We start from the raw sequence: 19,333 nt of genomic DNA, 5'->3' as shown, positions 1-19,333 counted from the left end.
GGAGGTTCTTTTTACTCTGTCACATACCGGTAAGACATATAATTTCTGGATATTACGTGGGATTCTTGACCAATTCCTGTATTGTTTTTATAAACTTTCTCCGGAACGGAAGATCTTCTTCTGTAAAGGTCGTCATTTCTTTGATCTGATCTTTACCCGCTTCGAATGCACGATTCCATTCTCTGTAAAGATCCGTCGGAAAAACAAGGGCGATTAAAAACCATTTTTTACGAAGAAGCGATTCCAGCTCAGGGTCTTGGCATTTTCGCAATATGGATGGGGACCAATCCCAATATGGCAAGATCCGGTTTACATATTGAAGAATGTCATAATCATGCGGAACGACGGAAAACAGGTCGTAATCGATTAAGATAACGGTGTCTCCGCTTAAGCGCATAAAATTATGAGGAGCAACATCTCCGTGGCATACTTCACCCTTTTGTCTTGCGTTCTGTTCCATTTTTTCCAGTTCTCTTCGGTTCAAATGGCTCAATGACCATTTCCCCCACGCAATCATTTCCTGAAAAGCTTCACTCATCTCATGAGAAATATGATGTTTTTTGCTGTTTCTTTTAAAAGCATTAAATCGTTTGGTCCACTTTTCGATAAGTGAATAGCTCGATAGAAGCGAGAGATAGGAGTCAGACTGAAAGATACTCTGGCGGTGGAACTTTCGAATCGCATGGATTCCGTCTCTTATGTCCTTTTCGTCATTCAGATCAAGTTCATCACCTTTATAAAAAGGCATGATGCCCCAATACATGTTCTCATAGTAATGTATTTTCTTTCCGGTCGGAAAAGCCGTATATATTCCCATCATCGGACTTGATTGCTGAGAATACCACCGGGACAGCTTCAATTGCTCCTGACATTCTTCCTTTCTGGAGAACCCTTTAAGCACATAAGTTCCTGCTTTGGTTTCAATAATACAAACATTGTGTTTCACAAAATAATGGTTTTTAATATCCAGCCCTTTCTCAGTAAGGCTATTTAAGAAGAGACGCTTTCTTTTGAAACCGTCTCCGTATGAATTACTCTTCATCTTGATCTTGGCTGTCTAACGAGCCATCACGGTATTGCGCCTGTGAGTATGGATTTGGCATTCCTTGCATCTGACCCATTTGTCCTTGCTGCGCTGGGGGATTAACGCCGTAAGATCCTTGCCCTCCGGACATATCACCATAACCTTGAGAAACTTGGCCTGGCGGATATTCACCATACATTTGCTGACCTTGCATTCCTTGGCCCATCTGCTGGCCGCCATATGGCTGACCTTGCATTCCCTGGCCCATCTGCTGGCCGCCATATGGCTGACCCTGTATTCCCTGGCTCATCGGCTGGCTGCCATATGGCTGACCTTGCATTCCCTGGCTCATCGGCTGGCCGCCATATGGCTGACCTTGCATTCCCTGGCTCATCGGCTGGCTGCCATATGGCTGACCTTGCATTCCCTGGCTCATCGGCTGGCCGCCATATGGCTGACCCTGCATTCCCTGGCTCATCGGCTGGCTGCCATATGGCTGACCTTGCATTCCCTGGCCCATCTGCTGGCCGCCGTATGGCTGACCTTGCATTCCTTGGCCCATCGGCTGACCTTGCATCGGCATAAACGTAGCATATGGATTTTGCTGCTGATCCTGCGATAGCATCATTCCGTGCTGGGATGCCATATTAGGCTGCTGTTGCATTCCAGTCTGAGGCATGCTGCTGTATCCCATCTGGCCTGAACCTGGCGCCCCCATACCCATTTGTAAACCGCCTGGGGGACCTTGAGGATAAGATCCTGCCTGCTGTCCCTGGCCTTGATAAGGCATGGCACTGAATGGCGGCATTCCTGCCCCTGCACCTCCATATACTGGAGCAGTGTACCCCTGAGGCTGTTCAAACATCGGCGGAACACCTGAATACATCTGGTTCATTACAGAAGATGACTCTTCACCCAAGAATGGATGTTTATGCTGTTTCCCCATTCCAAACTGGTCTTTTCCATGGACGAGCCCCGGGGAAAGATAGGCAGGCGGCACATAGTTCATTTGAGGTTCTTTATAGTGAATCGGCTCGTGGTGATGTCCCCATTTCATATGTGAAGATGAGGATGATTCCATAAACGCCGCAAAATCTTTATGAGACATAGGGGCAAGCGGTTTTGGTGATTTCATGGACGATTCTTTGTAATCTTTTTTCGGAAGCAATGGATTAAATGGCATATCCTTTTTTGCCGGTGCCGGCTTTAACGGCATGATGGGTTCTGCTTTCATCGGCATTTTATGCTCGGCCTTTGGCGCCATTTTAGGTTCAGCTTTTAGGATTATCGGTGCTGCTTTTGCGATTATCGGTGCTGCTTTTGCGATTATTGGTGCTGCTTTTGGGATAATCGGTGCTGCTTTAGGCGGAGCTGGAATAGGTGCAGGTTTTGGCGGCGGTGGCGGCGGGGCTGGAACCGGAATTTCCTGAACTGGAGCTGCTGGCATTTCTTTTTTGGGCATTTCTTTTTTCTTCGGCTGCTCTTTTTTAGAACCTGGCATCTTAAACGGCATCTTTGCTTTCTCTCCGCGTCCGATCGGCACTTGTTCAGAAGGAATCTTTACTTTTGATCCTCTTTCAAGAGCGCCTGAAAATAAACCGAAATTCACTCTTCTTAAGTCTTCTGAAGTTACATTATACTTATCGGCGATTTTTTCGAGAGTATCACCTTTTTGAACGATATGAATTCTCACGTAAACAAAACTCCCTCCTGCCAAATTTCTATACAGTATATGAGAATCTGGGCATTGTGCTACTACCTATTTCAGTAGTCGGTCTTTTACCAATTTATGCCCTGAAAATCAGCTGTATGACTTTGACAGGAAGGAGTTATCTACGCTCTTGCTAACATTCTCTCAAGGGCTTTTACTGCGTATTCAGTTGTTTCGCTGTCCACTGTTATGATGTTTTGAGGATCTTCCTGTGCGATTTTTTCAAGCGCATATGTCAGATGAGGAAGATCAATGCGGTTCATCGTCAGACAGGGGCACATATTGGGATTTAAAGAAATTATCCGTTTATCCGGATGATTTTTTTTCAGGCGGTTGACGAGATTCATCTCTGTCCCAATCGCCCAAGCGCTGTTTGGCTCAGCGTTTTGTATCGTCTGAATAATATAATGAGTGGAGCCCGCCATATCCGATTGCTGAACGACTTCATGGCTGCACTCTGGATGGACGATGATCTTCATCTTTGGATCGTTCACACGCAAGGATCGGATATTATCAACTGTGAATTTTTCATGGACCGAACAGTGTCCTTTCCAGAGAATCACTTTAACTGCATCCAGTTCTCCGTCATATTCTAATTTATTAGCAATTGGATCCCATACAGCCATTTGCTCTAATGGAACGCCCAGCGTATAGGCAGTGTTCCGGCCCAAGTGCTGATCGGGAAGAAAAAGGATTCTTTCTTTTTGTGCAAACGCCCATTCCAGCATTCGCTCTGCATTTGATGAGGTTACGGTTGCTCCGCCATTCTTACCGCAGAATGCTTTGATGGCTGCCGTAGAATTGACATACGTGAGCGGCAGGAGCGTATCACCGAACAAGGACTGTAATCGGTCCCAGGCTTTCTCTGTCTGATGGATATCCGCCATGTCCGCCATGGAACATCCGGCTCTCATATCCGGAAGGATCACTTTTTGATGAGATTCCGTCAGCATATCTGCTGTTTCCGCCATGAAGTGCACACCGCAAAATACGATGAATTCCGCATCATGGTTATTGGCCGACTGCTGGGCGAGCTGGAGCGAATCTCCCGACGTATCAGCAAATTGAATCACTTCATCTTTTTGATAGTGATGTCCTGGAATATACAAACGGTCTCCGAGTTTCTTCTTAACTGCTCTGACCCGTTCGATCATATCTTCTTCCGTCATCGTGAAATAGGTTTCAGGAATTCCGGATTTCAGCTTGAAGGCTTCCAGTAAGCTCATCTTTTAACCCCCCTGTAATGTTTAAACTGATGTCGAGTGATACCGCTGAGTGAGTGAGCAATCCAAGCGAAATAAAATTCACTCCTGTTTTCCCATAATGACGAAGTTCATCAAGGGATATGCCTCCGGAAGCTTCCGTAATGATATGACCAGGAACATGATGTTTCCATGCTCCAATCTCTTCTGGTGTGCGGTTATCGAACATAATCACATCAGCACCTGCGCTTACAGCTTCTTTCACCTGTTCAAGATTCTCTGTTTCTACTTCCACTTTCACCATGTGTCCCAGACTGGACTTCACAGTATTTACGGCTTCAGTTATACCGCCAGCCCGGGCGATATGATTGTCTTTGACCATCACCCCGTCATAAAGGCCGAAACGGTGGTTATACCCTCCGCCGCAGCGGACAGCGTATTTCTCGAACATCCTGAGCCCTGGTGTGGTTTTACGCGTGTCGCAAATTTTCGTTGTTTCACTGTTTAGAACGGTTACTGCTTCATTCGTTAGCGTCGCTATCCCTGACATCCTCTGCACGAGATTCAGAATGACTCGTTCTCCGCCAAAAATAGCAGATGCAGGACCTTTCACCTCCGCAAGAATCTGTCCAGGTTTAATAACATCGCCGTCTTTCACATTAGGAACAACTGTACAATTTTCGCTTAGCAGCCGGTACCCTTCGGAAATCACATCCATTCCCGAAAATACACCGGATTTTTTAGCGATAAAGCGCGCTTCTGTCTCCTCATCCTCCGGAAACAGCAATCCGCATGTGATGTCCCCTTCTCCAAGATCTTCAAGAAAAAATTCCTGCAGCTGCTTTTTTAGCTTCAGCTTGTTCATTTTGTTCCTTCTTTCTGTATACTTGTTTTTTCAGCCAGCAGTTATCATCGTTGGACGGAAAATCACTTCTGTAATGGCCGCCCCTGCTCTCTGTCCGCAAGCGAGCAGATGTAACGATCAGCCAGCCGGTTTGCAGCATGTTAATCCTTTCAATTTCATCGGGTTTACAGTGATAATCCGGCTTTTCTATGGAGAAATTTTCAAACCAGCGGATCGCTTCACCCAGGCCTTCCCTTGTCCGGACAATCCCTGCATACTGTGTCATTTGTCTTTGAATCTCATGTTTCTCCGGCCATCTTCTCTTCTGTTGTTCTGTATATTCCCATTTAACCGGGTACAGGGAGGCTTCATGCTCTTTCAAAGCCATAATCCTTGCAGCTGTCCGTTTGGCGAAGACTACACCTTCAAGCAGTGAGTTGCTCGCAAGCCTGTTGGCGCCATGCACGCCGGTTCGGGAAGCTTCCCCAACAGCATACAGATGAGGAACTGTCGTTTCCCCCCATTGGTTTGTGACCGCTCCTCCCATTGTAAAATGAGCACCCGGGGCAACAGGAATTCTGCCTTCGTTAAGTACAATTCCAGCGTTTCGGCAATTTGCTGTTATGGCAGGAAACCGGTTTGTGAAGCTTTTCACTTTTGAAACATCAAGAAAAATTTCATATCCCTTTTGAATGAATTCAAAAATAGTCCTCGAAACGATATCTCGAGGTGCCAAGTCACCCATCTCATGGACACCAGACATCAAGGGTGTTCCTTCGGAAGTAACCAATGAGCCCCCTTCTCCTCTTACCGCTTCCGATACTAAACCGAAAGATGCCCCATTCGTAAATAGCATCGTTGGATGAAACTGTATAAATTCCAGGTCAGAGAGTACCGCACCTGCTCGAAATGCAAGGGCGATGCTGTCTCCTGTAATGCTTTTGTCGTTGGAATTGACGGTATAAAGACCAGCTGCGCCTCCGGAAGCAAGAATGACAGAATCTGCGAAATAAACAGTAATCTTACCGTCCGCATTCTTTGTCCAGGCACCAACGCATTTTCCTTGCTTAATGATAAGGTCCCCAGCTATTTCAAATTCTTTGACCGTAATATGATGTGAGATTCTTTGATAAAGGGCATCAACTATTTTTGAACCTGTTCTATCACCGCCAGCATGGACGATCCGTGCCCGCCGATGTCCTCCTTCCCTGCCGAGCGTGAGACTGCCATCTTTGTTGCGGTCAAAGGGAACCTTCCAATCCTCCATCGTTCGGATCATGTCCGGACCTTCTTTGACCAGAATCTCGGTGAGAGTTTCTTCATTGTGAAAACTTCCTGCTTTTACGGTATCTATAAAGTGTTCAGCCCAGTGGTCTTCTTTTTCAGTGACCGCTGCAATCCCTCCTTGGGCATGATAAGAATTGCTGTTCTGGAAGGAAGACTTTGTGATGATTGTCACATTCTTATGCGAGCGTAAACATTCGGCTGTCATTAATCCAGCAATGCCGGAGCCGATAATGAGAACGTCTGTAGACTCTACGTTCATGACGAAACCCCCGTTCATTTTCTTTACAGGTGTCTTGACACTTATATTTACATAGAATTACACTTATGACAAGAGTTTTTTACGAGAGGCGGTTTAAGAATGATTTATCTTGATTACGCAGCAACGACTCCTATGTCAGAAGAAGCACTGTATGCTTTTACAGAAACAGCAAAAATGTACTTTGGAAATACCTCGAGCCTGCATGACCAAGGATCACAGGCTGCAGATCTGGTCAATCTGGCACGTGCTGAACTGGCCGGGATGATTGGCTGCAATAGTGAAGGGATCTACTTTACAGGAGGAGGGTCCGACGGTAATTTTCTTGCGCTCACAAGCCTTGCTTTTGGAAACAAGGAAAAAGGAAACCACATCATCACTTCACCGCTAGAGCATGGATCCGTGCAGCAGGCCCTTGCTTTTCTAGAAAATGAAGGCTTTGAAATCACCGTACTTCCTGTTGATCAGAACGGGAGGATCGCTTTAAACGATCTTCGCAGCGCCATTCGAAAAGAGACCATTCTCGCTACGATTACTCATGGAAACAGTGAGATAGGCGTTATCCAGCCATTAGGTGAAATCGGAGCTTTGCTGAAAGAAGAGAATGTCATTTTCCATAGTGACTGTGTCCAGACGTTCGGAAAGATCCCTCTTCATGCGGTGGAAATGAATATTGGTGCTCTTACTGTTTCTTCTCATAAAATTCATGGCCCTAAAGGTGTAGGTGCTGTATATATTTCCCCCACTCTCACCTGGCAGCCGCTGCTCAAGAACGGTACACATGAAAAAGGGTTTCGCCCTGGAACAATCAACACTCCGGGAATCGTTTCTTTTATTACAGCGGCAAGCAATCACGTGAATCGTATGGTAGAATGGAAGACAAATGTAGAAGAATTAAAAAACTACTTTCTTTCCCTGACAGAAGAAGATGAATGTTTAATCATTGAAGGAGACAGCCATACGACGCTGCCACATTTTCTGGCCATTCGTCTGAAAGGGATTGAAGGGCAGTATGTCATGCTAGAATTAAACCGCCAGAAGATCGCTGTTTCAACCGGTTCAGCTTGTAAAGCAGGACAGCAGGAACCTTCCAAAACGCTCCTTGCGATGGGGCGATCAGCGGATGAAGCACATGAACTCGTGCGGATTACACTCGGAAAAGAAACAACAAAAGAGGAAATTAAGGCTTTGGCTGCAGCCATCCATGATCTTACACAACGCTTTTATTATCAAACAGGGAGTTGAAAATGTGTAATGGAGACTCCAAAAAAACCAGGAGACGAAAGAAGAGACCTCATACTAAAGTGGTTAAAAGAGAGCAAGAGCCCAATCAAAGGCGGTGAACTCGCACTTAAAACAAATGTCAGCCGCCAGGTTATTGTTGGCGACATCTCGCTGTTAAAAGCAAAAAATGAACCGATTATTGCCACTTCCCAAGGATACCTCTATTTAAAAACGGAAGAAAAAGATGTTCCACATAGACATTTGATTGTTTCCAACCATTCTCCTGAGCAAACGAAAGATGAACTTTTTACAATTGTCGATCATGGAGTGACTGTTAAGAATGTAATTGTCGAACACCCGATTTACGGAGACCTGACTGCATCTCTTCTTCTCAGTACCCGAAGGGATGTAGAGGATTTTCTCGGCAAATTGTCATCAACAAACGCTGCATTGCTCAGTACATTAACAGAGGGCATCCACCTTCATATGCTCGAGGCACCAACGAAAGAGCAGCTGGATAACGTATGCAGGGAGCTTAAACAAAAAGGATATTTGCATTCATAAAAAAAGGGGCTGTCCAAGAAGTCTGTAAGCTGTTGATTTCCGTTCCAGTCTGCTCGCTTTCCGCGGGGCGTGCGGTGAGCCTCTTGGTGCAAGCACCGGCGGGAGTCTCACCTGTCACGCTAGTCCCGCAGGAGTCTTGCATCTTCCACTTCAATTAACTTTTCATTGAAGATTTTTCAAGCCAAAAAGGGGCTGCCTGAAGGTCAATTTTCGACTTTCTGGACAGCCCCCTTTTTTGTTGTTATGCCCCGGTTCCAATCACTTCGACTCGCTCTACAGCTTCCATACGATTCAATGTGGTCAGCAGTTCATTGATTTCACCACGAAGGCCGTTGGTTTCAATCGTCAGCATCACATTGGCTCTCCCTTGCAGCGGTATGGTCTGGTTAATGGTGAGCACATTGCAGCCAACAGAGGCAACAATGGTGAGAAGGCTTGACAACGCACCTGAACGGTCTTCGAGATTGATGGAAAGGGTGATGATCTTTTCTTTGATCATCGTATGAAAAGGAAAAATTCCATCCCTGTACTTATAGAACGCACTCCTGCTGAGGCCCACTTTTTCAGCAGCCTCCGCGACAGTTTTTACCTTGCCACGGTCTAACAAGGATTTTGCTTCAAGCGTTTTTTGCATGGATTCTGAAAGAACATCTTCCCTGACCATGTAAAATTGCCTTTCTTTCATATGTAACCTCCAAAACGAGCTTTTTCATAAGTATATCCAATGAGATAACCATATGTCTATCCCATATAGACAAAAAATAGACTGCCCTCAAGCGCAGCCTATTCGATAAATTCAAATTCATATTTCAAGATTCGGATGGTATCCCCGTGTTCCGCACCTTTTTCACGAAGCGCTTCGTCCACACCCATGGAACGCATCTGGCGTGCAAACCGTTTTACTGACTCGTCTCTTGTAAAGTCTGTCATTTTGAATAGTTTTTCGATCTTTGGTCCGTTGATGATAAATGTACCATCAGAATCCCGTGTAATATAAAAACCGGACTCTTCCTTTTCGTGGCGGTACAGCACCCGGCTCTCTTCTTTTTCCTCATGGATCAGCGGGAACTCAGGTGTGTTTTCCAGAAGATCAGCTGTTGTGTAAAGGACCTCTTTTAATCCTTGTCTTGTAACTGCTGATATCGGATAAACAGGAATATCCTCAGATAGCCTCTGTTTAAATTCTTCCAGGTTTTCTTCCGCACCCGGAATATCCATTTTGTTGGCTACAACAATCTGCGGACGTTCTGTAAGCCTTAAATTGTATTGCTTTAGTTCTTCATTAATTTTAATGAAGTCCTCGTATGGATCTCTTCCTTCCATGCCGGACATGTCGATCACATGAAGGATAACCCTTGTCCGTTCAATATGGCGAAGGAACTGATGTCCGAGGCCAACGCCTTCATGCGCGCCTTCAATCAACCCTGGCAGGTCAGCCATCACAAAGCTTCTGCCGTCATCTACTGCCACTACGCCTAAATTAGGAGTGATGGTCGTAAAGTGGTATTCTGCAATCTTTGGCCTAGCCGCGGATACAACAGAAAGAAGCGTGGACTTCCCTACGCTCGGGAATCCAACAAGCCCAACATCCGCTAGTACTTTTAATTCTAAAACAACTTCTCTTTCTTCACCTGGTTCCCCGTTTTCCGAAAGCTCAGGAGCAGGGTTTGCCGGTGTAGCAAAACGGGTATTTCCCCGTCCTCCTCGTCCGCCTTTGGCAATAACAGCACGCTGTTCATGATGAACAAGGTCTGCTAGTACTTGTCCTGTTTCAGCATCTGTTACGACAGTGCCAGGTGGTACTTTTACGATCATATCTTCTGAATTTTTGCCATGCATGCCTTTGGACATGCCATGTTCACCGCGCTTGGCTTTAAAATGCTTGTTAAAGCGAAAGTCCATTAACGTACGCAGACCCTCTTCTACCTCAAAAATAACATTAGCGCCTTTACCGCCGTCTCCGCCGGCAGGTCCGCCGTTAGGTACGTATTTTTCACGGCGAAACGCAACCATTCCGTTTCCACCGTCTCCGGCTTTCACAAAAATTTTGACCTGATCCACGAACATGTTTGCTCGCCTCCTTCTATAATTTCTTTACTGTTTCATCTGTAAAACAAGAAATACTTCATGGGGTTGAATATAGCTTTCGATTACGTCTAATAATTTATGTGCTGAAATGACATCCTTCAGCTCCGACTCAAATTCCTCTGTATTATGTATACTGCCCGTTAAGAGAAACATAAAAGCGGAAGGATGCTGTTGGTTTGAGATCGTGAAAACAAGCCGATTTTCAGCCAGCGGATTAACCGAGCGGTTCATGACGGCAAAAAGAGACTGGCAAGCCTCAAGGATGACCTTCCCAACCTTTGAGAGGTCTCTCGCCTCACCGGCAACTTCCGTTTCAAGTACAATGGGGTGTTTCAGCCAGTTGAAGGTTATGAGGTACTCTGCCAATTCAGGAACTTTCAAATTCATGAGGTTTGATTCGTGCCTGGAAATAAGAATGATTTCCTCGATAATCTCCTTTGCCCGTTCGGTCCGACCCATAGAGAGGTTTGCCTTAATAAGCTGGAGCTGATTGAGCCAGTCATGGCGGGCATGCCTTAATAATTCTATCGTTGACCAATCTTTACCCATATTTGCACTCCTGTTTGAATAGTTAAATTGCCATTTCCTCTGCTTCAATGGTATTAGATCCAAAAGCCTGTTAATAAATACCCATTTACAAAAGAAAAAGCTCTAACCAACCCGGTTAGAGCTATCTTCTTACGCTTCGTTTGCGATTGGGTATACACTTACTTGTTTGCGGTCACGTCCAAGACGCTCAAAACGAACAACTCCGTCCACTTTCGCAAAAAGAGTGTCATCTCCGCCACGGCCAACATTCATACCAGGATAGATTTTTGTACCGCGCTGACGGTAAAGAATAGATCCGCCTGATACCATTTGACCATCCGCTCTCTTAGCACCAAGGCGCTTTGATTGGGAATCACGACCGTTCTTTGTGCTACCTACTCCCTTTTTGGAAGCAAAGTATTGAAGGTTTAATTTTAGCATTCGTCCCACCTCCTCATTCGGTGATTTGCAGCAAACCAAGACTATGCTTGTTTTTCCTGCAATGAAATAAATCGACCATAGTCGTTTTCGATTGTTTTTAAGGAAACAACCATACCTTCCAGAAGAAGCTGCACTTTTTCATGGATATGGTCTTCAAGATGATTCGGAGCACGGAAAACCAGGTAGCCTCCATCCTGTTGTGTTTCCACATCAGGTGTAATGCTGCACAGGACTTCCATCGCATTGATCGCTCCAAAAGAGACGGCTGATGCACCGGCACAGACAAGATCTTGTCCATAAGGGCCGGAATCGGCATGTCCACTCATTGAAAACGAACGAATGTGATGCTGTTCATCTCTGTAGATGGTTACCTTAATCATTGGAATTAACCGTTGATTTTGTCGATAACTACTTTAGTGTAAGGCTGACGGTGACCTTGTTTACGACGGTAGTTCTTTTTCGCTTTGAACTTGTAAACGACCACTTTTTGGCCTCGGCCATGTTTTTCAACTTTACCTGTTACAGTTACTCCATCAAGCAAAGGAGCTCCTACTTTCAGGCTGTCTCCACCAACCATAAGAACATCCTCGAATGTTACAGTATCGCCAGCTTCCACATCAAGCTTTTCAACATAGATCACTTGACCTTCTTCAACTCTTACTTGTTTGCCACCAGTTTGAATAATTGCGTACATCACGTGCACCTCCTTGTAAACTCAGACTCGCCATCACAGGTGCTTATGTAAGCTTGAAAACCTGTTCCTGAGCGGTTGGAGCGGGTGCTCCAATAAACTAACAGAAGAATCATACCATGTTGTGTTCTGCCATGTCAATTTATCTTTTCATTCTTTCTTCAATTTCATTAATCGGCCCGATATGGCGGATAGCATAGGATGGGATGGAATCGTGGCCGCTTTCACTTATATAAATCCGATACGAGAGAAGCGACTCAAGATTTTGAAGATGTTCACTGTTTATCCCTCTTAGATGGCGGGCTACTTCAGGAGTAGCTTCGATCCACAGAGCTTCATCATCCATGTGGCGGTATTCCCGCAGCGCCAGTTCTGCCTGATTGGCGACTGTTCTTGCAGACTGCACCCTGCCTGTGCCCTTACAGACAGAACAAGGCTCGGTCAGTACATGGAACAGTGGCTTTTTCTCTTTTTTGCGAGTCATTTCAAATACGCCCATTCGGGTAAATCCGTGAACCACGGTAGTTGTTCCATCGAGAGCAAGTGCAGCTTTTAAAGCTTCCTCTACACGCTGCTGATCCTCTGGCTCGTTCATCGTAATGAAATCAATGACAATCATGCCGGAAATGTTTCTAAGCCGAAGCTGTTTCGCAATCTCCTCAGCCGCTTGAAGGTTCGTTTGAAGAACAGTTTCCCTCCGGCTTGATTTCCCTGTGAATTTATCCGTGTTAACATCAATAACAGACATGGCTTCGGTGTGATCAATCCGCAAAGAACCTCCGTTTTTGAGCCAGACATGCGGTCGGAGTGCTTTTTCCCATTGTGCGTCAACTCCGTAATAGGAGAAGATATTCTCCTTCCCGCTGTACAAAACGATATTCTTTTGAAGCAGCGGAAAAGGCTTGGCCAGCCAGATCAGTTTCCTGAATTCCGCTCCGTCATCAATGATGATCTCCGTTTCGTCTTCATACGCATGGTCACGGATAATCTTATTCAGATAATCACCTTCATCATGCAAAAGAGCAGGAGCTGCCGCTTGTTCCGCCCGTGCCGCCAGATGGCGGTGCCTCTCTACAAGTCCGTCGAACTCCGCTTGTATATCATCTTCCGATTGTCCCGTGCATGCGGTACGAAAAATCACGCCATCTTCGCCCTTCACAAGAGAATGGCCAAATAGACGCCATTTTTCCTTCTCATTCCTGCTCATTTTCTTGGATACACCGATATGAGAAGCGTTCGGAAGGAAAACAAGCCGTGAGCCCGGGATTGCCAGCATCCCGGTCAGCCTCGCTCCCTTTGAATCTGTTTCTTCCTTTATTACCTGGACGATCAGTTCTTCCCCCTCTTTCACGAAAGAACTGATGGATGTCCCTTTCTTATCTTCTGGTGCCATATACGTCTGCTGATAGGAAAGCAGGTCATCACGATGAATGAATCCGTTCTTCTCAGCTCCAATGTCCACAAAGGCCGCCTGCATGCCAGGCAGCACTTTCTTTACCCTGCCTTTATAGATGCTTCCAGGTACAGTCTGATCGGATGAATCATCAACTTGAAGTTCTATCGCTTCATCGAAATCCATGACTGCTGTTCTTTTGATTTGGGTTAAAGCATTAATAATAATTTTTTTCACATCTACTTACCTCGCTTACGTCACTCATCCTTTTATTTTAACGAAAAAGATGTCCGATTGCACATCTGACCTGATTGGATGAAAAAAACATGTTAAGCACCTGCTTCTCTTCCACGATCCTGTTTGTTTCCGAAGCCTGGATGACGATAAAATGACGGACCCCTTTTCGAAACAGACTGATGACGTCATAAAGCGCTGCATCCGAGGGAACATGTATGGGCTTTGTCAGCCAGCCCGATCTCCTGTCATCCACAATCCTCGACATCAAGAAGCGAAGGAAGACAAACTGCCGCCTTTTCCACTCGATATAATGAGAGACACCAAGGAAGATCGTCACGAACCATAGATTTAAATGCAGGGGATCCCGGGGTAAAAATGAAAAGAACAGGATCAGCATGATGGAGAAAGAGGTTAATAAAAATACAGTATGTGCTTTTTTAAATGGAAAAATGCTGGCTGCAGCGGCAAACATCAGTTTTCCTCCATCAAGGGGCCATACCGGCAGCAGATTAAAAACCAGAAGAGTTACGTTCATTTTAATAAACCACTCAAAGTCCTGAGGATTCCACCAGCCAAGCTGAAATAAGAAAAAAGCGGCCAGCATAAGCCAGAGATGCTGCACAGGGCCCAGCAGTGTAACGATCACTTCTTCACGGAACGGCCGGTTTCCATGTTCCTCTACTTCCGCAACTCCGCCAAACGGAAAAAGTTCGATTTTCTTTACACGCCATTGAAAAAGATGGGCCCCCGCATAATGACCCATCTCATGTATAAAAACTGCCAGAAACAGCAATATGATTTCACGAAAATGTCCGGTGATGATTGAGAGCCCAATGATTAACCAAAAAAGGGGGTTAATCTTTACTTTGCTGAAAAATTGAAAAACAGGATTATTCAAAAGGGATCACCTTGCTCGGATCAACAAATGTGTTGCCTTTTTTCAGGGCAAAGTAAAATTTACCTGTTTTTCCGTCCTTATTCGGTGTCACTTTACCAAGGTGTTTTTTGCTTTCCATATAGCTGTAGAGCTTTACATCGGGATCAATGCTGTCCAACTCGCCATACCAAGATTCTTCCCCATTGCTGTGCTGGATGACGACGGTATTTCCAAGGTCTTTCTTTTTGCCGATAAAAATGACATATCCTTCTTTTACGGTATCCACGTTCGATGTTTTTCCCGTCTCCATCATAATGCCTTTTCCGTTCGTCTCAAAGGATTCATACACTCTTCCAGATGCAGGCTGGGCATAATCTTCGTTTTTATTTGCAGCTGTTGCATTCTTGCCTGGTTCAATTTGTTTTTCAGGCAATAACGCCAGTGGTTTCCCAAATTGATTCTCGTACCATTTTTTCGCGGCTGCAAACTGAAACTCACTGTGGTACATTTTCTTAATCAAACTCTGCCCTTTTGCCGAAAGCTCACTGTCATTTTTAAATAGAATTCCCGCCCCAAGAAAAAGGCACACGGACATCATGATCTGAAATAAAAAGAACGACCCGTTAAATCGGGGCCCTTTCTTCTTTTCCTCCATTGAAGCTGTACTCCCTGTATACAAGCTGGTTCTGAACGTTTCATTCTCTCCTTGAGCAAGCCTGTCTGCATACCGCCGTCTTATATCATCCGCACTGTTTCTCATCATCCATTCCTCCGCATCATGTTATACCACATCTTATGACTTGTCCGCGGGCCTTATGACAGAGGAAGAAAGGGTCTTTGCCTGAAGAATAAAAAATCCTCCAAGTCCGGGGAAGGGCAGATGGACTGCCTCCCTTTCAATGAAGGAAATTCGGGAATGAATTATCTCATTCCCAGCAACGTTTTAATTTTTGAGAAGAATCCTTTTTCCTCATCAATCGTAGTCAGAGGGACAGATTCTCCAAGAATTCGTCTTGCGATATTCCGATAGGCGATGGACGCTTTGCTATCGGGGTTCATCGCGATCGGTTCACCTTTATTTGCCGCTTTGATGACATTCTCATCATCAACGACCACGCCGATCAGCTCAATGGCAAGGATGGATACAATCTCATCCACATCAAGCATGTCACCGCTTTTAGCCAGGTGGTTTCGTACTCTGTTAACGATCAGTTTAGGAGCTTCCACTTCTTCTTGTTCAAGCAGCCCGATAATACGGTCAGCATCACGAACCGAAGAAATTTCAGGATTCGTCACCACGATGGACTTGTCCGCACCTGCAACTGCATTCTTGAATCCTTGTTCGATACCAGCAGGACAGTCGATGATGACGTAATCATAATCCTGTTTTAATTCTGTAATGATTTTCTTTATCTGTTCCGGTTGAACGGAGCTTTTATCCTTGGTCTGCGCGGCAGGAAGAAGGAATAAACATTCAAACCGTTTATCTTTAATCAGCGCCTGGTGAAGCTTGCAGCGCTCTTCGACGACGTCAACCAGATCATAAATGATTCGATTTTCCAGACCCATTAACACATCCAGATTGCGAAGGCCGATGTCAGTATCAACAAGACATACTTTTTTACCAGAAAGGGCAAGGGACGTACCGATATTCGCAGAAGTCGTAGTTTTACCGACTCCCCCTTTCCCAGAAGTAATGACTATTGCCTCTCCCATGATTCATTCCCCTTTCTTACTATAAACGATTCAAATTGGGCCTGATTCTATGTACTGTACTGATTCGGTCAATCAAAATTTGATTTTCTTCATCAGAAATATAGGCGCATTCCATTTCATGCCCAATTTCCGGATAATGGTCAGGCGCCCGGCTGATCAGATCCGCAATTCTTAGCTGAGTGGGTTTCATGACAGAAGCGGCAATAACCGCTTCACGGTTACCGGATGATCCTCCGTGGGCGATGCCTTTTAACGAACCCATCACAAAAATATTGCCGGTTGCCATTATCGTGCCGCCTGGATTTACATCTCCGATCAGCAAAAGATCCCCCTGAACACTTAACACCTGGCCGGAACGGATGACTTTTGAAACTCTCATGATCTGAGCTTCTTTCTTCATTTCCTCCGCTTCAGCCACCGTAATGACATTGGATTCAAACCGCTTGATGTCCAGGTTCTGCTTTTGTCCGATAATTCCACGCACCAGCTCCGACTGCTGGTCTGATAAATACCGGTTGCCGGTTTTGACAATGACTGAAATAAGCGGTCCATTCAGCAACTGTCCATGGTCGTCGGATAATTTATCATGTAGCTCCTCGACCAGCTGCTCAAATGAGCATAGGTCGTCCAACAGCAGGACAAGACCGTCTTTCGTGCCTTTTATTGTAACATTATGTTGGAGTTTTTGTGCCATTGCCATCGTTCACCTCAACATACTTTCATTCGACAACTTTATAAATAATCCTCTTTTTATGTCCATTAGTTTTCATGGATGGTTTTCTTCACCTTTTTCAGCAGCTTAACAAACGGATAATAAACGAGAATCGTAAACACAGCGTTCAAGATCAGCGTGGGAAGCAGCCTGTCATAAAAGAAGGAGTCTATACTTGTATCGGCAATACCAATTAAAGAGTTTAATCCATAAACCATAAATTCAAGTCCTGCCACCCCGGCTGCACTTAAAAGTATAGCAACAAAAAAGTTGCTGAAAAGATAGCGGGATAAAACAGAAATAAAGTAAGCCACCAATGCGGTAGAAAACATGTACACACCGATCAGATCTGTATAGATAAGATCGGTAAGAAGCCCAAAGATCATCCCGTACACGATGCCAAACGAAGGTTTAAGATAGCATGACATCAGAATAATCAGGACAAGAGAAAAATGCGGAATCAACAGGAAGCCCCATCCATAATGTTCGGGTGCCAGCACCTGCATGAACGTACTCTCAGCCACAAACGCAATATAGGTAATAAAAGGAAGAAGAATCCTATTCATTATTCTTCCTCCTTTGCTTTAAATTCGTTTTCATCGACTTGAGGCATCGACCGGTCAAGAATCATCACATGATCAAGATCATAAAGATTAGCAGACGGCTTTAAATATGCGGTTTTTGTCAGCCCATATTCATCCGGCTTTACTTTCTTGACTGTTCCGATCAGCAGCCCTCGCGGAAAGACCTCGCCAAGACCCGATGTAATCACCTTCTGGCCTTTTTCCAGCTTGGCATTTACCGGTATCTTTTTAAACAGCAATGCCTGTTTCTTAGAATCATAGCCTTCAATCATTCCGAAAATACGCTTATTGCTTTCAGCGATAGCGGAAATACGGTTCGTCCTGTCGTTGTCGCTGATCAGCTGTATCGTGGAATGGAAAGCAGATACCTTCGCCACTTTGCCGATGAATCCTTCAGGTGAAACTACAGCCATCTTGGATTTGACACCGTCTCTGTATCCTTTATTCACAAAGATGAATTTGTTCCATCGATCAGGAGAGCGTCCGATGACAGAAGCCTCCTTCACCTTATACTCCGTAAGATCAGCCTCTTTTTCGAGCTGGCTCTTTAATGTTTTGTTTTCCTTTTTCAGTTCCTGCACATCCACAGACAGCTGTGCATATTCATCCAGCTTGGATTTCAGCAGTTTGTTCTCATGATACATATGCTTCATTTCTGTCAGGTTCTCAAAGAAACCCGCTATAGAGTTAGCGGGTTTATAAAACAGCGACTGGCTTACACCAACCGTATCTTTTAAAAATTGTTCCGGCCAGCTTAATTCTTCACGATCTTTCATAGAAAAACCGATCATTGCCACCAAGACTATGATACTCGCAAGAAGAATAATTAGCCGCTTGTTTGAGAAAAATTGTGGCACGATCTAAACACCTACTTAAGCCTTTGTTTTCGAACGAGAAGTAATCCCGGCCTTTGAACGGAAAAGATGCAAGTTTTCAAGTGCGCGTCCTGTTCCGACAGCGACACAGTCCAATGCGTTCTCAGCAACGATGACAGGCATCTTGGTTTCTTCACTGATCACCTTATCCAGGTTACGAAGCAAAGCTCCTCCTCCAGTAAGTACAATTCCGCGGTCCATGATGTCAGCTGCAAGTTCAGGAGGTGTTTTTTCAAGCGTCACTTTTACTGCCTCCATGATGCTGTTAACCGTATCTCTAAGAGCGCTGGAAACTTCTTCAGCCGAAATCGTAATGGTTTTCGGCAGGCCTGTCAATAAATCACGGCCGCGGATGTCCATGTTCTCAATTCCGTCTGCAGAACCGGCAGAACCGATCTCAAGTTTAAGCGTTTCAGCTGTACGCTCACCAATCATCAAGTTGTAGGTTTTCTTAATATACTGAATAATTGCATCGTCCATCTCATCTCCAGCAATACGGATCGATTGGCTCGTTACAATTCCTCCAAGGGAAATGATCGCCACTTCTGTAGTACCGCCGCCGATGTCAACGACCATGCTTCCTGTAGGCTCCCATACCGGAAGATCTGCACCGATTGCTGCTGCAAAAGGCTCTTCGATCGTATACGCTTCACGGGCTCCAGCTTGTTTTGTTGCATCTTCTACTGCACGTTTTTCAACCGCTGTAATTCCAGAAGGAACACAGACCATAACATTTGGTTTTCTAGCAAATACAGAACGGTTCTTCTGTGCCTGCTGAATAAAATACTTCATCATTGTTGCTGTTGTTTCAAAATCCGCAATGACTCCGTCTTTCATTGGACGAACCGCTACAATGTTTCCTGGTGTACGGCCAATCATATTTTTTGCGTCGTTCCCTACTGCTTCAATTGATCCTGTATCAGTTCGTAATGCCACCACGGAAGGTTCACGCACAACAACACCCTTACCCTTCACGTAAACAAGAGTGTTAGCAGTCCCTAAATCAATCCCTAAATCTCTTGAAAATCCACCAAACATTTATGTAACTCCTTTCATCAAGCAAAACTCATAAATATGAT

At 45.0% G+C, this 19,333-nt stretch carries 22 protein-coding genes and 1 other annotated feature; of the genes, 3 read left to right on the top strand and 19 right to left on the bottom strand.

Annotation, left to right across the window (positions count from 1 at the left end):
- Nucleotides 1–52 precede the first annotated feature (52 nt).
- The 5 genes from AR335_RS08345 to nadB form a co-directional block, all read right to left on the bottom strand.
- The gene (locus AR335_RS08345) at nt 53–1,042 is read right to left on the bottom strand and encodes a phosphotransferase (RefSeq protein ID WP_062234187.1); all 990 of its coding nucleotides are present in this window, start codon (nt 1,040–1,042) and stop codon (nt 53–55) included.
- Nucleotides 1,032–2,717: a LysM peptidoglycan-binding domain-containing protein gene (locus AR335_RS08340; protein ID WP_062234184.1), complete on the bottom strand. Its 1,686-nt coding sequence runs from the start codon at nt 2,715–2,717 to the stop codon at nt 1,032–1,034. Before AR335_RS08340 ends, AR335_RS08345 begins: the two co-directional genes overlap by 11 nt.
- Before the next feature lie 140 nt (nt 2,718–2,857).
- Complete coding sequence (gene nadA / locus AR335_RS08335) at nt 2,858–3,961, bottom strand: quinolinate synthase NadA (RefSeq protein ID WP_062234181.1); 1,104 nt, start codon at nt 3,959–3,961, stop codon at nt 2,858–2,860.
- A complete protein-coding gene (nadC, locus tag AR335_RS08330; protein WP_062234178.1) occupies nt 3,918–4,802 on the bottom strand; it encodes a carboxylating nicotinate-nucleotide diphosphorylase in 885 nt (294 codons plus the stop codon). The genes nadA and nadC overlap by 44 nt, the downstream gene beginning before the upstream one ends.
- On the bottom strand, nt 4,756–6,327 hold the full coding sequence (gene nadB / locus AR335_RS08325) for an L-aspartate oxidase (RefSeq protein WP_062234176.1): 1,572 nt from the start codon (nt 6,325–6,327) through the stop codon (nt 4,756–4,758). The genes nadC and nadB overlap by 47 nt, the downstream gene beginning before the upstream one ends.
- A gap of 99 nt (nt 6,328–6,426) precedes the next feature.
- Between nadB and AR335_RS08320 the strand changes: the two genes are divergently transcribed.
- Genes AR335_RS08320 through AR335_RS25145 form a run of 3 tightly spaced genes read left to right on the top strand, consistent with a single transcriptional unit; the run spans nt 6,427 to nt 8,270 of the window.
- Entirely contained in the window at nt 6,427–7,569 is a 1,143-nt protein-coding gene (locus AR335_RS08320) for an IscS subfamily cysteine desulfurase (RefSeq protein ID WP_062234173.1), read from the top strand.
- Between the two features lie 9 nt (nt 7,570–7,578).
- Nucleotides 7,579–8,112, top strand: coding sequence for a transcription repressor NadR (locus tag AR335_RS08315; protein WP_062234170.1), 534 nt, complete (start codon nt 7,579–7,581; stop codon nt 8,110–8,112).
- A gap of 32 nt (nt 8,113–8,144) precedes the next feature.
- Entirely contained in the window at nt 8,145–8,270 is a 126-nt protein-coding gene (locus AR335_RS25145; RefSeq protein ID WP_255357559.1) for a hypothetical protein, read from the top strand.
- 83 nt (nt 8,271–8,353) lie between these two features.
- Here the strand turns inward: AR335_RS25145 and AR335_RS08310 are convergent, their stop codons facing one another.
- From AR335_RS08310 to AR335_RS08245, 14 genes are all read right to left on the bottom strand, one after another.
- The gene (locus AR335_RS08310; RefSeq protein ID WP_053357706.1) at nt 8,354–8,797 is read right to left on the bottom strand and encodes an ACT domain-containing protein; all 444 of its coding nucleotides are present in this window, start codon (nt 8,795–8,797) and stop codon (nt 8,354–8,356) included.
- 98 nt (nt 8,798–8,895) lie between these two features.
- Nucleotides 8,896–10,179: a GTPase ObgE gene (gene obgE, locus AR335_RS08305; RefSeq protein ID WP_062234167.1), complete on the bottom strand. Its 1,284-nt coding sequence runs from the start codon at nt 10,177–10,179 to the stop codon at nt 8,896–8,898.
- A 27-nt stretch (nt 10,180–10,206) separates the two neighbouring features.
- Complete coding sequence (locus AR335_RS08300) at nt 10,207–10,749, bottom strand: Spo0B C-terminal domain-containing protein (RefSeq protein WP_062234164.1); 543 nt, start codon at nt 10,747–10,749, stop codon at nt 10,207–10,209.
- A 129-nt stretch (nt 10,750–10,878) separates the two neighbouring features.
- Complete coding sequence (gene rpmA / locus AR335_RS08295; protein ID WP_053357703.1) at nt 10,879–11,169, bottom strand: 50S ribosomal protein L27; 291 nt, start codon at nt 11,167–11,169, stop codon at nt 10,879–10,881.
- Nucleotides 11,170–11,210: 41 nt separating this feature from the next.
- The gene (locus AR335_RS08290; RefSeq protein WP_062234161.1) at nt 11,211–11,549 is read right to left on the bottom strand and encodes a ribosomal-processing cysteine protease Prp; all 339 of its coding nucleotides are present in this window, start codon (nt 11,547–11,549) and stop codon (nt 11,211–11,213) included.
- A 5-nt stretch (nt 11,550–11,554) separates the two neighbouring features.
- Entirely contained in the window at nt 11,555–11,863 is a 309-nt protein-coding gene (rplU, locus tag AR335_RS08285) for a 50S ribosomal protein L21 (protein WP_053357701.1), read from the bottom strand.
- Between the two features lie 13 nt (nt 11,864–11,876).
- Nucleotides 11,877–11,950 (bottom strand) — a sequence feature (ribosomal protein L21 leader region).
- A gap of 52 nt (nt 11,951–12,002) precedes the next feature.
- On the bottom strand, nt 12,003–13,490 hold the full coding sequence (locus tag AR335_RS08280; protein ID WP_062234158.1) for an Rne/Rng family ribonuclease: 1,488 nt from the start codon (nt 13,488–13,490) through the stop codon (nt 12,003–12,005).
- A gap of 37 nt (nt 13,491–13,527) precedes the next feature.
- Entirely contained in the window at nt 13,528–14,388 is an 861-nt protein-coding gene (locus tag AR335_RS08275; protein ID WP_062234155.1) for a M50 family metallopeptidase, read from the bottom strand.
- Nucleotides 14,381–15,130 (bottom strand): M23 family metallopeptidase, encoded by a 750-nt coding sequence (locus tag AR335_RS08270; RefSeq protein WP_082316188.1) that lies wholly within the window; start codon nt 15,128–15,130, stop codon nt 14,381–14,383. The genes AR335_RS08275 and AR335_RS08270 overlap by 8 nt, the downstream gene beginning before the upstream one ends.
- A 158-nt stretch (nt 15,131–15,288) precedes the next feature.
- Entirely contained in the window at nt 15,289–16,083 is a 795-nt protein-coding gene (minD, locus tag AR335_RS08265) for a septum site-determining protein MinD (RefSeq protein ID WP_053357697.1), read from the bottom strand.
- A 19-nt stretch (nt 16,084–16,102) separates the two neighbouring features.
- The gene (minC, locus tag AR335_RS08260) at nt 16,103–16,777 is read right to left on the bottom strand and encodes a septum site-determining protein MinC (RefSeq protein ID WP_053357696.1); all 675 of its coding nucleotides are present in this window, start codon (nt 16,775–16,777) and stop codon (nt 16,103–16,105) included.
- A 65-nt stretch (nt 16,778–16,842) separates the two neighbouring features.
- Entirely contained in the window at nt 16,843–17,361 is a 519-nt protein-coding gene (gene mreD, locus AR335_RS08255; RefSeq protein WP_062234140.1) for a rod shape-determining protein MreD, read from the bottom strand.
- Nucleotides 17,361–18,236: a rod shape-determining protein MreC gene (gene mreC, locus AR335_RS08250; RefSeq protein ID WP_062234137.1), complete on the bottom strand. Its 876-nt coding sequence runs from the start codon at nt 18,234–18,236 to the stop codon at nt 17,361–17,363. Before mreC ends, mreD begins: the two co-directional genes overlap by 1 nt.
- Before the next feature lie 15 nt (nt 18,237–18,251).
- Nucleotides 18,252–19,292: a rod shape-determining protein gene (locus tag AR335_RS08245; protein ID WP_053357693.1), complete on the bottom strand. Its 1,041-nt coding sequence runs from the start codon at nt 19,290–19,292 to the stop codon at nt 18,252–18,254.
- Between the last annotated feature and the right edge of the window lie 41 nt (nt 19,293–19,333).

Source organism: Fictibacillus sp. FJAT-27399 (genome assembly GCF_001510655.1).
GTDB classification, from domain to species: domain Bacteria; phylum Bacillota; class Bacilli; order Bacillales; family Fictibacillaceae; genus Fictibacillus_C; species Fictibacillus_C marinisediminis.
This window is presented reverse-complemented; position numbering and strand designations above follow the sequence as displayed.

Coding starts and splice junctions, on each gene's coding strand:
- AR335_RS08270 (WP_082316188.1), bottom strand. CDS start 15,130: ATGATGAGAAACAGTGCGGATGATATAAGACGGCGGTATGCAGACAGG.
- obgE (WP_062234167.1), bottom strand. CDS start 10,179: ATGTTCGTGGATCAGGTCAAAATTTTTGTGAAAGCCGGAGACGGTGGA.
- AR335_RS08345 (WP_062234187.1), bottom strand. CDS start 1,042: ATGAAGAGTAATTCATACGGAGACGGTTTCAAAAGAAAGCGTCTCTTC.
- AR335_RS08290 (WP_062234161.1), bottom strand. CDS start 11,549: ATGATTAAGGTAACCATCTACAGAGATGAACAGCATCACATTCGTTCG.
- AR335_RS08310 (WP_053357706.1), bottom strand. CDS start 8,797: ATGAAAGAAAGGCAATTTTACATGGTCAGGGAAGATGTTCTTTCAGAA.
- AR335_RS08300 (WP_062234164.1), bottom strand. CDS start 10,749: ATGGGTAAAGATTGGTCAACGATAGAATTATTAAGGCATGCCCGCCAT.
- AR335_RS08245 (WP_053357693.1), bottom strand. CDS start 19,292: ATGTTTGGTGGATTTTCAAGAGATTTAGGGATTGATTTAGGGACTGCT.
- nadA (WP_062234181.1), bottom strand. CDS start 3,961: ATGAGCTTACTGGAAGCCTTCAAGCTGAAATCCGGAATTCCTGAAACC.
- AR335_RS08320 (WP_062234173.1), top strand. CDS start 6,427: ATGATTTATCTTGATTACGCAGCAACGACTCCTATGTCAGAAGAAGCA.
- AR335_RS08315 (WP_062234170.1), top strand. CDS start 7,579: ATGGAGACTCCAAAAAAACCAGGAGACGAAAGAAGAGACCTCATACTA.
- rpmA (WP_053357703.1), bottom strand. CDS start 11,169: ATGCTAAAATTAAACCTTCAATACTTTGCTTCCAAAAAGGGAGTAGGT.
- minD (WP_053357697.1), bottom strand. CDS start 16,083: ATGGGAGAGGCAATAGTCATTACTTCTGGGAAAGGGGGAGTCGGTAAA.
- nadC (WP_062234178.1), bottom strand. CDS start 4,802: ATGAACAAGCTGAAGCTAAAAAAGCAGCTGCAGGAATTTTTTCTTGAA.
- rplU (WP_053357701.1), bottom strand. CDS start 11,863: ATGTACGCAATTATTCAAACTGGTGGCAAACAAGTAAGAGTTGAAGAA.
- mreD (WP_062234140.1), bottom strand. CDS start 17,361: ATGAATAGGATTCTTCTTCCTTTTATTACCTATATTGCGTTTGTGGCT.
- minC (WP_053357696.1), bottom strand. CDS start 16,777: ATGGCACAAAAACTCCAACATAATGTTACAATAAAAGGCACGAAAGAC.
- nadB (WP_062234176.1), bottom strand. CDS start 6,327: ATGAACGTAGAGTCTACAGACGTTCTCATTATCGGCTCCGGCATTGCT.